Source organism: Phytohabitans flavus (assembly GCF_011764545.1).
Taxonomy (GTDB): domain Bacteria; phylum Actinomycetota; class Actinomycetes; order Mycobacteriales; family Micromonosporaceae; genus Phytohabitans; species Phytohabitans flavus.
Genome location: NZ_AP022870.1, coordinates 8,602,715 through 8,615,463, shown reverse-complemented (window position 1 = coordinate 8,615,463; position 12,749 = coordinate 8,602,715). Strand labels below are relative to the sequence as shown.

Below are 12,749 nucleotides of genomic sequence, written 5' to 3'. Positions count from 1 at the left end.
GGCTCGACCCGCATGTGATCCACCTCCGCCGCGGTGCTACCCCGCAAGGGGGCGGCCAACCGCGGCGGAGGAGATCGTCGGCGTGGCTACTGGCGGCGGAGCGGGACGAACGAGTGGCGGCCGCCGGCCGGCGTGGCCGTCTCCTCCGGCAGGGTCTCCCCGTCGATGAGCTCCGTCATCCGGCGGACCGTGGGGTCACCCTCGTCCGCGACGTAGTCGTGCTCGCGGGTCCTGTCCGCGCCATCGGGCACCCCGCCGCCGCGCAGCAGCGGGGTAAGGACCCCGGCGACCAGCAGGTTGACGGCGAGCGCCACCACGCCGACGTAGATCGTGCTGTCGGTGTCGATGCCGATGTTGCTGAGCGGCCAGGCGGAGCCGCCGAAGTGCTCCCGGATCACCGCGCCGTCCGCGCCGCGCTGCGGGATCTGGTACAGCATCGCCAATCCGGTCGCGAGCCCGGCGAAGATGCCCGCGACCAGCGCCCACCGGTGCAGCCATGCGGTGAAGAGCCCGATCGCCACGGCGGGCAGCGTCTGCATCACGAAGACGCCGCCGATCAGCTGAAGGTCGATGGCGAACTGGGTGTTGAGCATCAGGATGCAGATGACCGCGCCGAACTTCATCGCCAGGGACGCCACCTTGCTGACGAACGTCTCCTCTTTCGCCGTGGCCTGCGGGCGGATGAACTCCTTGTAGATGTCGCGGGTGAACAGGTTGGCCGCGGCGATCGACATGATCGCGGCGGGCACCATCGCGCCGACGCCGATGGCCGCGAACGCGAGGCCCGCGCTCCAGTCTGGGAAGTTGGCGTCGAACCAGAGCGGCACGACAGTGTTGCGGTCGTCGCCGATCGGCTGGATGTCGCTCAGGATCGCGGCGAACCCGACCAGCATCAGCACGCCCAGCGTCAGCGTGTACAGCGGCAGTACGGCAAGGTTGCGCCGCAGCGTGGCCCGGTTGCGGGCGGCGAGCACGCCGGTGAGCGTGTGTGGGTACAGGAAGAGGGCGACCGCCGAGCCGAGCGCGAGCGTGAGGTAGTTCAGCTCCTGCCCGGGCGCGAGCAGCAGGCCGTCACTGGTGCTGGGCGAGGCCGTGTACTTCTGCTCGGCCACCCGGAAGACGCTGCTCCAGCCGCCGGAGTGGGAGGCGACGATGAGGAACGCGGCGAGCACCGTCCACAACACCAGCGCGTCCTTGACGATGGAGATCAGCGCCGGGGCGCGCAGACCGGAGTTGAACGTGTACAGCGCCAGCACGATGAACGCGGCGGTGAGCGGCCAGCCCTCCGGCAGGCCCATCACCTTGAAGACCGCCTCGATGCCGATGAGCTGGAGCGCGATGTACGGCATCGTCGCGAGGATGCCGGTCACCGCGATCGCCAGCGCGAGGAACTTCGAGCCGAAGCGGGCCCGTACGAACTCGGCCGGCGTCACGAACCCGTGCACGTGGCAGACCGACCAGAACCGGGCCAGGACCACGAAGAGCATCGGATAGACGATCACCAGGAACGGCATCGGGAAGAATCCGGAGGCTCCGACGCCGAAGACGAGCGTGGGTACGGCCACGAACGTGTACGCCGTGTAGACGTCGCCGCTGAGCAGGAAGAACGTCACCCAGTTGCCGAACGCGCGGCCGCCGAGCCCCCACTCCTCAAGGGTGTGGATGTTGTCCGGCCGCCGCCAGCGGGCCGCCGCGAACCCCATGACGGTGACCAGGCCGAACGTGAACGCGAAGATCCAGAACTCGACCTGGTGGTCAGCGAAGGTGGGCATGTCACCGCCGTCCGCTGGTGGCAATGTGGACGATCGCGGTGGTCACGGCGGCCACCCCGGCGAACGCGAGCTGGCACCAGTAGAAGAACGGCAGCCCGAGCAGGCTCGGCTCCATGCGGTTGTAGAGCGGCGGAAGCAGCGGCAGGACGATCGGGATCAGCAGGAGCCAGTGCCACGGGCTGGCGTCGGCCCGCCGCTTCCGCTTGGTGGCGACGGGTGCGCCGACGTGGTGGGTGGGCTGGCGGGGCGGCCAGGCGCCCGGACCCTCACCGGCGCGGGGCGGCGGCGTTCCGGTCGGCCTTGGCGGCCACGGAGGCGGTGCCGTAGGTGAGCCCGGTGGCCAGGTTTCCCGAGCGCGCCGTTCGGCGACCATCTATGCCTCCATTGGGGGGTTTGTCACGTGACGAGAGTCACGGAAGTAAATCTTCAGATGATCTCCGCCCCGGCCGGATCCTCCGATTGACCGATCGGCACTCAGCTCCATGTCCGGAATGTTTCCGAGCGGTTTCCTCCACGGATCGACCATCGGGCCGGAAGCGATTGACGTATTTCCGGAACCTCATCGTCGACCGGACGTACGCCGAGGGCTCGGCAATGCCGTTCCGAGCCAGCTCCGCCGCCGAGAATACCGGCTTGACCTGCTTATATTGACAGACATTTGCATGCGGGTACGTTCCGGCTCATACTACGGAATGTTTCAGCCCCGGCCCCGCACACCCACCCCACGCCAGGAGCCGCCAATGCTGCCCACCCGCCTGTCCCGACGTACCACAGCCGCCCTGGCCTCGCTGGCCACCGCGGCTGCGGCTGCCGTCACGCTGACCGTCGCCGCCACGCCTTCAAGCGCGGCCGCAGACTGTAGCGGCGGCTACGTCGGCCTCACGTACGACGACGGTCCCATCAGCGGTACGACCACCGCGCTGCTCAACGCGCTGACCTCGGCCGGCCTGCGGGCCACGTTCTTCAACATCGGCCAGCGCGTACCGCAGAACCCCGCGCTCGCCCGCGCCCAGGTCACCGCCGGCATGTGGGTCGGCAACCACAGCTGGACCCATCCGCACCTGCCGCAGATGAGCAGCCAGCAGATCACCTCGGAGCTGACCCAGACGCAGCAGGCGATCCAGCAGGCGACCGGCCAGACGCCCCGCCTGTTCCGCCCGCCGTACGGGGAGACCAACGCGACGATCCGCTCGATCGAGGCCCAGCTCGGCCTCACCGAGGTGCTGTGGGACGTGGACTCGCAGGACTGGAATGGCGCCAGCACCAGCGCGATCGTCCAGGCCGCCGGCCGGCTGCAAAACGGCCAGGTGATCCTGATGCACGACGGGTACCAGACGACGATCCAGGCGGTGCCCCAGATCGCGGCCAACCTGGCCAGCCGCAACTTGTGCGCCGGCATGATCTCCACGAGCACGGGGCGGGCGGTCGCGCCGAGCGGCGGTAACCCGACCACGCCGCCCACCACCCGGCCGACGGTCACCCCGCCGACGACCACCCGCCGGTCACCACGCCCCCGCCCGGCGGCGGTGGCGCCTGCCGCGTCGGCTACACGGTCAACGCCTGGAACAGCGGCCTGACCGCGTCGATCACCATCACCAACACGAGCAACGCGCCGGTCAACGGCTGGACGCTGGCCTTCGCACTCCCCAGTGGACAGACGATCACGTCGGGCTGGAACGCGACGTACTCGCCCAGCAGCGGCCAGGTGACCGCCCGCAACGTCTCGTACAACGGAAGCATCGCGCCGAACGCCTCGGTCGGCGTCGGCTTCCAGGCCACGCACACCGGCAACACCGGGCGGCCCGCGTCGTTCACCTTGAACGGCGCCAGCTGCACGGTCGCCTAGCCAGCGCGCATCGACAGTGCCAGGCCCGTGACACCTCGCCAGGTGTCACGGGCCGCACCGTCGGTCAAGCCGCGAGCAGCTCCTCGCTGACCACCCACAGTCGCGCGGCCGCCTCGGGGTCGAGGGCGTACGCCGTCACGCCGACCCGCGAGCCCGGCTGGTGTGCCACAGCCTCGTTGCAGTCCTCGAAGTACCGGCCGCTTATGCCGTCCAGCAGCGGCGATGCGGCGACCAGCACCGACGTGGCGGCACCCTGCTCGGGCGTCTTCCACGCCGGGGCGTTGGGGCCGGCCTGGGCGCGGAGGCGGTCGAGCTCCTCTTCGGTCACGTACCGCTGGAGGCCCGTGCGGATGCCACCCGGGTGCAAGGCGTTCACGGTGATGCCGTCGGCGGCCCACCGCTTGCTCGCCTCGACCGCGAAGAGCACGTTGGCGGTCTTGGACTGGCCGTACCCCTCCCACGGCGTGTACTCGCGGCGCTCGAAGTTGATGTCCTCGAAGACGACCGACGAGCGCTGGTGAGCGGAGGAGCTGACCGACACGACCCGGGCCCCGCCGGCCTCGGCGAGTGCCCGGTGCAGGCCGGTGGCGAGGCCGAAGTGGCCGAGGTGGTTGGTGGCGAACTGGAGCTCCCACCCCTCGGCGGTCCGGGTCAGCGGCGGCGCCATCACGCCTGCGTTGTTGACCAGGATGTGCAGCGGGCCCTCCCATGCGGTGACGAGGGCGGCGACCGAGGTACGGTCGGCGAGCTCGAGCGGCGCCACGTACACCTGCTTGTTTCCGGTGGCGGCGGTGATCTCCTCGGCGGTGCGCACGCCCGCCTCGATGTTGCGGACCGCGAGCGTGACCTCCGCGCCGGCGCCGGCCAGCGCCCGGGCGGTCTCGATGCCGATGCCGGAGGCGCCGCCCGTGACGATGGCCCGGCGGCCGCTCAGGTCGATGCCCGCCATCACCTCGGCGGCCGTGGACTCGGCGTTGAACGGCGTGGTGATGCGTGTGGTCCCAGTCATGATCATCCCGTTTCGATCGGCGGACCCTCTGGAGCACCCACCCTGTACGCTACAAACGGAGGGGGCTCCACTTCATCGCAACCTTAAGCGGAGCATCCTCCGGTTACGAAGTGAGCTACACCACCACGGGGGAGGAACACCGTGCGCGCCGACGCACAGCGCAACCGCGAGCGGCTGCTGGACGCGGCCGTGCGCGCGTTCTCACAGGGCGCGCCAGACGCCACGCTCGACGCCATCGCCAAGGACGCGGGCGTGGGCATCGGCACGCTCTACCGGCACTTCCCGACCCGGGAGGCGCTGATCGAGGCGGCGTACCGCAACGAGCTGGCCCGCCTTTGTGACTCCGTCGGCGAGCTGCTGGCCGCCCAGCCGCCGGACGACGCGCTGCGCACGTGGATGGACCGGTTCGTCGAGTACATGGCCACGAAGCGGGGGATGTCCGACGCGCTACGGGTAGTGATCGCGACCGGCGTCAACCCGTACTCGGAAAGCCGCGACCGGCTCACCGACGCGATCACCACGCTGGTGGGAGCGGGCGTGCGGGCGGGTGCGATCCGGGCGGACGCCCAGCCGGGCGACGTACTCGTCGGCCTCAGCGGCGTCGCGATGGCCGCGGGCGAGCGTGACCAGGCCGGCCGCCTCCTCGACCTGCTTGTCGACGGCCTGCGCCACAAGTCGGGCTGAGCACCGAGGTGGGCTGAGCACTAGGGCGAGCTGAGCCGCCGGTCAGCTCGGCTTCGGACCGGTGATCGACGGGAGCTTGGTGGTGCCCCGGTAGAAGATCCCGGCCAGCGTCTCGAACTCGTCGCTCGGGTTGCCCCGCAGCGTCGAGTTTTCCAGCTTGAGGCTTCCGCTCAGGTCGTTGCTCACGAAGAAGATCGCACCGCCACCCTCGCGGGCGTGGTTTCTCTCCATGATCGTCCCGGCGACCCGCACGGTGAACGTGTTGCCGTCGAAGTACATCGCGCCGCCGTTGCCGCCGCCCGGCGTGCCATTCGCGGCCTGGTTGGCGCCGTAGCCGATCGCCTCGTTGTAGCTGAACAGGCTGTTGAGCACGATCCACGAGACGCCGATGCTGCTCAGCGCGCCACCGTTGGAGCAGCGGTTGCCCTGGCCGGAGGCACCGCCGAAGGTGCTGCCCACTACATACACCGGGCCGTCGTTGTCCATGTCGAGCGAGCGGATGGCCGCGCCGCCGAGGTCGGGACCGCCGCTGTCGCACTTGTTGCGGACGAACTTCGTGTTGACCACCTTGAACCGTCCACCCCGGACATACAGCGCGCCACCACCGCCGCCGTTGGTCACCTCGATGTCCGGGTCGACGCCGATCGAGCTGCCGTCGGCGAGCGTGATGTTCTGCACGGTGAGGCTGGGGTGGTCCTGGTTTGTGCAGTCCGAGTTTTCCCAGCCCAGGGACTCGTCGCAGGTGTTCTGGTAGATGATGCGGCGCTTGCCGCCACCGCTGAGCGTGACCTTGCCGCCGCCGTCGATGACCACCTTGCGGGTGGAATTCTTGATCTTCGCGGTCTGTGCCAGCGTGATGGTGATCGGGTCTGGCCCGCACGAGAACGTGATGACCCCGCCGGCCGCCACCGCCGACACCACCGCCTTGGAGGTGCAGCTCGCCGGCGTGCCGTTGCCCACCACGCGGTCCGGCTTGCTGACGTCGACCGCACGCGCCTCGGCCGGCACCGACGCCTTGCCGTTGGGATTGCCGGCGCGCAGCACGGCGGGCGGCGGCTTTTTGGTGGCGGGTGGCTTGGTCGTCGGCGCGGCACCGAGGCCGGCCTTTCCGGCTGGCGCCTCGGTCGGCGCATCGGTGGTCGCCGCAGCGCCCTCCGTCGTGGCGGGCGGCGGCTGCTCCTCACCACCCGTGTCGCCGCCACCACACCCCGCGAGGAGTGCGGCGACAAGCAGCAACGATCCGGCTTTCAGGCGCACCCGCCGAATGCTAGTGGCTGGGCGCTGTCCCGTCGGTCCCCCGTACGGGCACGAGCCACCGGCCCGGAACGGCCGGTTCGGGCGAAGATTGCCTGGTGACTGCCTCTTATCTCGCCGTCCTTGAATGCCCCCGATGCGGTACCCGCTACGACGCCGACCAGCCGCGGAACCTCTGCACGTGTGGTTCCCCGCTGCTGGCCCGGTACGACCTCGCGGCCGCCCGGGGCGCGCTCGACCCCGCCACGATCGCGACCCGAGCTGCCGACCTGTGGCGCTATCGCGAACTGCTGCCGGTCCGGGACGCCGCGCACATCGCGACGCTCGGTGAGGGCTGGACTCCGCTGCTTCCCGCCGCGCGGTACGGCGCACGCATCGGCGTACCGCGGCTGCTTGTCAAGGACGAAGGGCTGGTGCCGACCGGTTCCTTCAAGGCGCGCGGCGCGGCCGTCGGGGTGTCCCGCGCGCGGGAGCTGGGCATCCAGCACGTGGCGATGCCGACGAACGGCAACGCCGGCGCGGCATGGGCGCTCTACGCGGCCCGCGCCGGCCTGCGGGCGACGGTCGCGATGCCGGCGGCGGCACCCGCCATCACCCGCAAGGAGTGCGCGGTGGCCGGTGCGGAGCTGCACATCGTGGACGGCCTCATCGGCGACGCCGGCCGACTCATCGCTGGGCTCGTCGGCGACAAGGTCTTCGACGTCTCCACGCTCAAGGAGCCGTACCGCCTGGAAGGCAAGAAGACGATGGGGTACGAGATCGTCGAGCAGCTCGGCTGGCGGGTGCCCGACGTCATCCTGTACCCGACCGGCGGCGGGGTGGGCCTGATCGGCATCCACAAGGCGCTCGGCGAGCTGCGTGAGCTGGGCTGGATCGGCGACAAGCTGCCACGGCTCGTGGCCGTACAGTCCACGGGCTGCGCGCCGATCGTCGCCGCGTTCACCGCCGGCGCGCGACGGGCGGAGCCCTGGCCGGACGCGCACACCGTGGCATTCGGCATCACGGTGCCGGCGCCGCTCGGCGACGAGCTGATCCTCGACGCGCTCTACGCCACCGGCGGTACGGCGATCGCCGTCGACGACACCGACCTGCTGGCCGACCTGCGCGCGTTCGGCGCCGACGAGGGGCTCTGGCTCTGCCCCGAGGGTGCCGCCTGCCTCACCGCCGCGCGTGCCCTGCGCGCTTCCGGCTGGCTCGGCGAGGACGAGGAGGTGGTGGTACTCAACACCGGCACCGGCCTCAAGTACCCGGATAGCGTGGAGGAATGACACGGGTCTTGATCACGGGCGCCTCGGACGGGCTGGGGCGAGCACTCGCGTTCGCCCTGGCCGAGCAGGGGTACGAGCTCGTCGTGCACGGCCGCGACGCCGACCGGCTCGCCGAGGTGGCCGAGCGCACGGGCGCCCAGGCGATCCGCGCCGACCTCGCCTCGCTCGCCGAGGTACGCCGCCTCGCCACCGCGGTCGAGGGCGGCCTGGACGTGCTGGTCAACAACGCGGGTATCGGGTTCGGCGCACCCGGCGCGCCCCGGGAGTTCTCCGCCGACGGGTACGAGCTGCGGCTGGCCGTCAACTACCTCGCGCCGTACCTGCTGACCCAGCTCCTGCTCCCCCAGCTCAAGCAGGCCGCGCCGGCCCGGATCGTCAACGTGGCCTCGGTCGGGCAGCGACCGTTCGATGTGGACGATCCGATGATGGAGCGCGGCTACAGCGGCACCGAGGCGTACCGCCGAGCCAAGCTGGCCCTTATCGCGCACACCTTCGATCTGGCGGAAGAGCTGGACGGCACCGGCGTGACGGCCAACTGCCTGCACCCGTCGACGCTGATGCCCACGACGATGGTGCACCAGGCCGGCATCCAACACGTCGACACACTGGAGCGGGGCCTCCAGGCGACCCTGCGGCTCGTCGTCGACCCGGCGCTGGCTGGCGTAACCGGCCGCTACTTCGACCGCGAACGGGAGGCGCGAGCCCTGGACCAGGCCTACGACCTGGACTTCCGCAAGCGCCTACGCGACCTTACGGAGTCACTGGCACGAGGCTGAACCGGCGGGGCACCCGGCCCGCCGCGACGGCGGCGTCGGCCCTCTTGGCGCCCACGAAGCACAGGTCGCGCTCCTGCTCGCGAACCGCGTCGATGCGGGGCCGGAAGTCGGCGGCGCTCGCCGCCGCGCCGATCCGCACTGCGCGCCGCACGAAGTCGTCTTCGTCTATGAGCACAAGGTCGAGGTCGCCATAGTGGGCGAGGTATCGCGGCATCACCTCGCCGCGCATCCAGCTCGACCGGCACACAAGCTCGTTGTTGATCGGGAAGACGCGCGGGCGGATGAAGTGCACCTTGACGCTCGTCGCGATGTCGAGCAGCCGCTCCGGCCGGTCTTCGCGCTCCAGCACCCGCCCCATGAGGTCGCGGAAGAGCCGGGCGAACTCCGCGCGGAACACCAGCGGGTCGGGCACCCCGGTGCCGTGGAACTCCTTGGCCAGTCGGCGGGTCCGGCCGCGCCACGGCTCGGCGCGGAGCGTAAACCCGAGCACCCGCGAGACCCGGTCCGGGATGAACTCAGGCCGCACGTTGAGCCCGGTCACGAGCAGCAGCGGGTCTTCGACCGCACCGGTGATGGCGTCGGCGCCGAGCACGATGCGCCCCTCGGGGCTCAGCTCGTCGATCCGCTTGTGGTGCACGCCCGCCAGGTCGGCGAAGTCCTCGTCGGACAGTCGGGCGTCGAGCAGCGACTTGGTGAAGACCTGGGTGTTGCCGGCCTGGTCGAACCGGCCCACCTCGGCATTGTGCGCGAAGGGCCAGCGGTTGAGGTCGTGGTGGAGACAGAGCCGCACGACGCGCTCGACGTCGACACCGGGCTGGCGCTCGGCGAGCCGCCGGGCCACCCAGGTCGTACGGCCGACGTGCCATATCCGCGCGAATACCGACGAACGCGGATCGCGCTCTTCTCCGTATACCGAAACAAAGCCCGTGATGTGACGCAACCGGCGAAGTGCACGGACAGTGCTGTAACCGGCGGGCACCTGCGGAACGGGATCGACCGTCACGCCGCCAGCCCTCCTCCGGTAAACGACCCCAGCCATGCCTTTTGCCGCCGCACGCCCTGGGCTCGAATCGCCAAATGCCGACCGTAGCCGTGCAAAAGAGTATTGTAGTCAAACTCGTCGATCATGTCACCGATCACCAGCTTCCCCGCGGTAACCGATACCAATCCTGCGTCGAGACCTAGGAACGCTGCCACCCTGGCGGCCAGCGTCGCACCGTCGGTCCACTCCGCGGCGGCCGCGGCGCCGCAGCGGTCCCGCTGGGCGAGCGGGCAGGCGGCTGGCAGGCAGCGGTGCTCGGCGTACGGCGGGCGCCACGTGCCCAGCGCCTCCGGCTGTCCGGCGAGGAGCGCCAGCGCGCAGGACGTGTTGCGGTACAGCGGGTAGTCGACCGCCTCGGCAGCCTCCCGCGCCTCCGCCCAGCCCTCCTCGTCGAAGACCTCCCACTGCTCCGCCGGCGCCGCCATGGACCGGGACAGCAGCGTGACGAGGCGCTTGTCCGACAGCGGTACCCCCGGGCCCCTGGTCAGGCCGACCACGACGGAGCTGGACAGGCCCGACGCGGCCAGCCGCCCCACCAGCTTTTCCAGGTCGGCGCGGCTCGGCCGCAGCTCGGCCACGAACGGGCGCCAGAAGTGCACCGCCTTCTGGTGGGTCGTACGGGAGACGAGGCGGGCGTTGTCGAGCGTCGTTTCCAGGTCGGCGACCGGGCCGCGCTCCAGCGCCAGCCCGGCCGGGCGTGCCATCGACTGGCTGAGGAACCAGAAGATCGGGAAGCCGGGCTGGTCGAGCGCGGCCAACAGGTCAGGGTCGAGCCGTCCCTTGGTCACCACGACCACCGGGCGGCGCGGGATGCGCTCGGCGAGCAGCTCGACGATGCGTACCAAGGCCTCGCGGTTGGGGCGGGTGAGCAGCATGTCGGTGTAGTTGCCCACGCAGAGCGGCGTCTGGTCGTACGCCGGGTCGACCACGCCCGCCCGCCGCCCCCACAGGTGGTCCTCGACGGCCGCCGCCACCGTCTCCGGAGTGGCCCGCTCAGCCGCCCGGGCCGACCGCAGGCCGAGCGGGCCGAGGTAGCAGTACGCGCAGTCCGCCGGACAGCCGAGGATCGGGTCCACTGTGATCCACGAGTCGTGCTCCGCCACCAGCGGGACCGCGGGCCCGGTCACCTGCCGCTCGTCTCCTGCCACGCCTCGAAGACCGTCGTGCGCGCCCTCCTGCATCGCTCCTCCAGCGAAGTCGCGTCGGTGACCGCGTCCGAGTTGTGCCAGTGGAACGAGAACGTCTCGTCCAGGAGCCGCTTCATGTGCAGCCCACCCGGCTCGAACTGGAGCTCGAACGTGTCGAACAGCACCCTTTCCCGGCGGTTGCGCGAGGCGTGGAAGTACGGCTCGAAGAAGGTCGCCTGCTCGGTCAAGAGAACAGTGGCCGCGATGCCGAACCGTGCGAGCTTGACCTCGACCAGGCTCTTGTACTCCTCGCGGAGGATCTCGTAGCCGCGCAGGCTCGCCTCGAACTTGCGGGCCAGGTCGGCGTGCAGCTCCAGCCGGTCGGACACCACCGAGCCGCGCCGCCGCCCGTCCGGGTCGTAGCTGGCGGAGATCCCGTACGCCTCCAGGAAGTACGGGTTGCAGATGACCATCTGGAGGCTCGCACCCGCTGCCAGCAGGTGCAGGATCCGGGAGTTGAAGACCCCGCGCGTGGCCAGATACGAGTACCCGGTCTCGGCGATGATCCGCACGGACGCCCCGCGGGCGGCGGAGGCGTGCAGCGCGGTCTCCTTGGCGCGGTTGCGCTTTTCGTTGGTGAGCCGCTCGTGGCCGTGCATCGGCACATAGGCGGCGGTGCATCGCAGCAGGGTCAACGCTTCGGCAGTGGTCGATATCACTGTCTCCGGAGCGTAGCGATGACCGTCAAGCATGCGGCGCAGCGCGGTGATCATCCGGAGCAGCGAGAGCATGTCGACACCCGCGGCCACCGGGCCGTTGTTGGTCACCCAGCGGATCCGCTTGAGGCTCTCGCTGAGCAGGAACCAGCGGTACATCATCGCCGCGCCCGGAAGCGACGTGCCGCGCAGCACCGCGCACAGCTCCTGCCGCCACATCCGCAGGCAACGGCGGTGGCGCGGCTCGTCCGGCGAGTCCCGGAGCGCGAAGTCGTCGTCGCCGACCAGGTTGACGGTCTCCAGCAGCTCGTCCTGTACCAATGCGCCGCTGTGCGCGTGCCGGGGCGTGGTGTGCAGGATCAGGTCGATCTCGAAGCGGGCCAGGTCCTCGAAGACGTGCGCCTGCCGCCCCTTGCCGAAGTCGATCAGGTCGACCTCCGCCCGCACGCTGTTGACCAGGATGTTGGCCAGGTGCGCGTCGCCGTGGATCAACCGGCGGTCGGCCACCGGCGCCACCCGCACCGCCGCGGCCGCCTCCGTGTACCAGGCTCGGAAGTCGCGCAGGTCCTCGATGTCCGACCACAGCGCGGCGGCGGTCGTGAGGCTCGCGTTGATGTCCCGCTCCCAGTCGACATCCGGCAGGTAGTCGACGAGCGCCCGGCCCTCCTCCTCGTGCTGGAGGTCGGCGTTGCGCGCCAGCAGGCTGGCCACTTTGTACAGACAGGCGCGCACCGTACGCTCCGGCGGCGTGCCGTCCGTCGACGGCGTGCGCACGAAGGACTGGAGGAACCCGCCGAACTCGCTGTAGTCGGCCAACTCCCGGTACGTCCGGCTGCCGATATAGCGGTACGCCATCGCGCTCCAGCGCTCCGACTGCTCGCGGATTTCCACGTCGACCGGACCGTAAATGCCGTCGAGCTGGTTGGTGACAAGCCATTCGTCCGCCGAGCCGAGAAATGCGACGCGGTTTTCGTGCTCCAGCTGAATCTCGCCGGTCGGCCCGCCTTTCAGAATGAACAGGCCGCGGCCCGGCGCGTACACCAGGGCCACGAGTAAGCCGCTGTAGCCGCCTTGCAGCACACGTACGTCGACCGAAGCGCCCGCTCGCGAATCACCCCTCGGCACATCTCCCACCACCAGGTGGACCAGGCGCCGGACATCACCGGCCGTCAGTTCGGAATGCTTGCCGATCACGGTCAGCCGGGGCGGCACGAAGTCTCCAGACGACAAGAAACGGGGGGCACGGCCGATGCTA

10 protein-coding genes and 1 pseudogene are annotated in these 12,749 nt (G+C 70.3%); 4 read left to right on the top strand and 7 right to left on the bottom strand.

Going from position 1 to position 12,749, the window contains the following annotated elements; genetic code table 11:
* Window positions 1-86 precede the first annotated feature (86 nt).
* Both mctP and Pflav_RS48225 read right to left on the bottom strand, forming a co-directional pair.
* Entirely contained in the window at window positions 87-1,772 is a 1,686-nt protein-coding gene (gene mctP, locus Pflav_RS38345) for a monocarboxylate uptake permease MctP (RefSeq protein WP_173041490.1), read from the bottom strand.
* A 1-nt stretch (window position 1,773) separates the two neighbouring features.
* Window positions 1,774-2,145, bottom strand: a complete 372-nt coding sequence (locus Pflav_RS48225; RefSeq protein ID WP_173041489.1) for a DUF3311 domain-containing protein — start codon at window positions 2,143-2,145, stop codon at window positions 1,774-1,776.
* A gap of 367 nt (window positions 2,146-2,512) precedes the next feature.
* On the opposite strand from Pflav_RS48225, the pseudogene Pflav_RS38335 reads away from it, so the two are divergent.
* Window positions 2,513-3,618 (top strand): annotated as a pseudogene (locus Pflav_RS38335) (polysaccharide deacetylase family protein).
* A 64-nt stretch (window positions 3,619-3,682) separates the two neighbouring features.
* Here Pflav_RS38335 and Pflav_RS38330 read toward each other — a convergent pair.
* A complete protein-coding gene (locus tag Pflav_RS38330; RefSeq protein WP_173041488.1) occupies window positions 3,683-4,627 on the bottom strand; it encodes an SDR family NAD(P)-dependent oxidoreductase in 945 nt (314 codons plus the stop codon).
* Between the two features lie 141 nt (window positions 4,628-4,768).
* On the opposite strand from Pflav_RS38330, the gene Pflav_RS38325 reads away from it, so the two are divergent.
* A complete protein-coding gene (locus tag Pflav_RS38325; RefSeq protein ID WP_173041487.1) occupies window positions 4,769-5,311 on the top strand; it encodes a TetR/AcrR family transcriptional regulator in 543 nt (180 codons plus the stop codon).
* A gap of 42 nt (window positions 5,312-5,353) precedes the next feature.
* On the opposite strand, the gene Pflav_RS38320 is transcribed toward Pflav_RS38325, so the two are convergent.
* Entirely contained in the window at window positions 5,354-6,568 is a 1,215-nt protein-coding gene (locus tag Pflav_RS38320; RefSeq protein WP_173041486.1) for a hypothetical protein, read from the bottom strand.
* Between the two features lie 95 nt (window positions 6,569-6,663).
* Between Pflav_RS38320 and Pflav_RS38315 the strand changes: the two genes are divergently transcribed.
* Window positions 6,664-7,833 carry a threonine synthase gene (locus Pflav_RS38315; RefSeq protein ID WP_173041485.1) on the top strand — a complete coding sequence of 390 codons (1,170 nt, stop codon included), beginning with the start codon at window positions 6,664-6,666 and terminating at the stop codon, window positions 7,831-7,833.
* Window positions 7,830-8,609 (top strand): SDR family NAD(P)-dependent oxidoreductase, encoded by a 780-nt coding sequence (locus Pflav_RS38310; RefSeq protein WP_173041484.1) that lies wholly within the window; start codon window positions 7,830-7,832, stop codon window positions 8,607-8,609. Before Pflav_RS38315 ends, Pflav_RS38310 begins: the two co-directional genes overlap by 4 nt.
* Here Pflav_RS38310 and Pflav_RS38305 read toward each other — a convergent pair.
* Genes Pflav_RS38305 through Pflav_RS38295 form a run of 3 tightly spaced genes read right to left on the bottom strand, consistent with a single transcriptional unit; the run spans window position 8,584 to window position 12,706 of the window.
* Window positions 8,584-9,648, bottom strand: a complete 1,065-nt coding sequence (locus Pflav_RS38305) for an HD domain-containing protein (protein ID WP_332107833.1) — start codon at window positions 9,646-9,648, stop codon at window positions 8,584-8,586. The two genes, Pflav_RS38310 and Pflav_RS38305, sit on opposite strands and share 26 nt — an antisense overlap.
* Window positions 9,609-10,778: a radical SAM protein gene (locus Pflav_RS38300; protein WP_173041482.1), complete on the bottom strand. Its 1,170-nt coding sequence runs from the start codon at window positions 10,776-10,778 to the stop codon at window positions 9,609-9,611. Before Pflav_RS38300 ends, Pflav_RS38305 begins: the two co-directional genes overlap by 40 nt.
* Window positions 10,775-12,706 (bottom strand): phosphotransferase, encoded by a 1,932-nt coding sequence (locus Pflav_RS38295; RefSeq protein WP_173041481.1) that lies wholly within the window; start codon window positions 12,704-12,706, stop codon window positions 10,775-10,777. Before Pflav_RS38295 ends, Pflav_RS38300 begins: the two co-directional genes overlap by 4 nt.
* Window positions 12,707-12,749 lie beyond the last annotated feature (43 nt).

Coding starts and splice junctions, on each gene's coding strand:
- mctP (WP_173041490.1), bottom strand. CDS start 1,772: ATGCCCACCTTCGCTGACCACCAGGTCGAGTTCTGGATCTTCGCGTTC.
- Pflav_RS48225 (WP_173041489.1), bottom strand. CDS start 2,145: ATGGTCGCCGAACGGCGCGCTCGGGAAACCTGGCCACCGGGCTCACCT.
- Pflav_RS38330 (WP_173041488.1), bottom strand. CDS start 4,627: ATGACTGGGACCACACGCATCACCACGCCGTTCAACGCCGAGTCCACG.
- Pflav_RS38310 (WP_173041484.1), top strand. CDS start 7,830: ATGACACGGGTCTTGATCACGGGCGCCTCGGACGGGCTGGGGCGAGCA.
- Pflav_RS38305 (WP_332107833.1), bottom strand. CDS start 9,648: ATGGCTGGGGTCGTTTACCGGAGGAGGGCTGGCGGCGTGACGGTCGAT.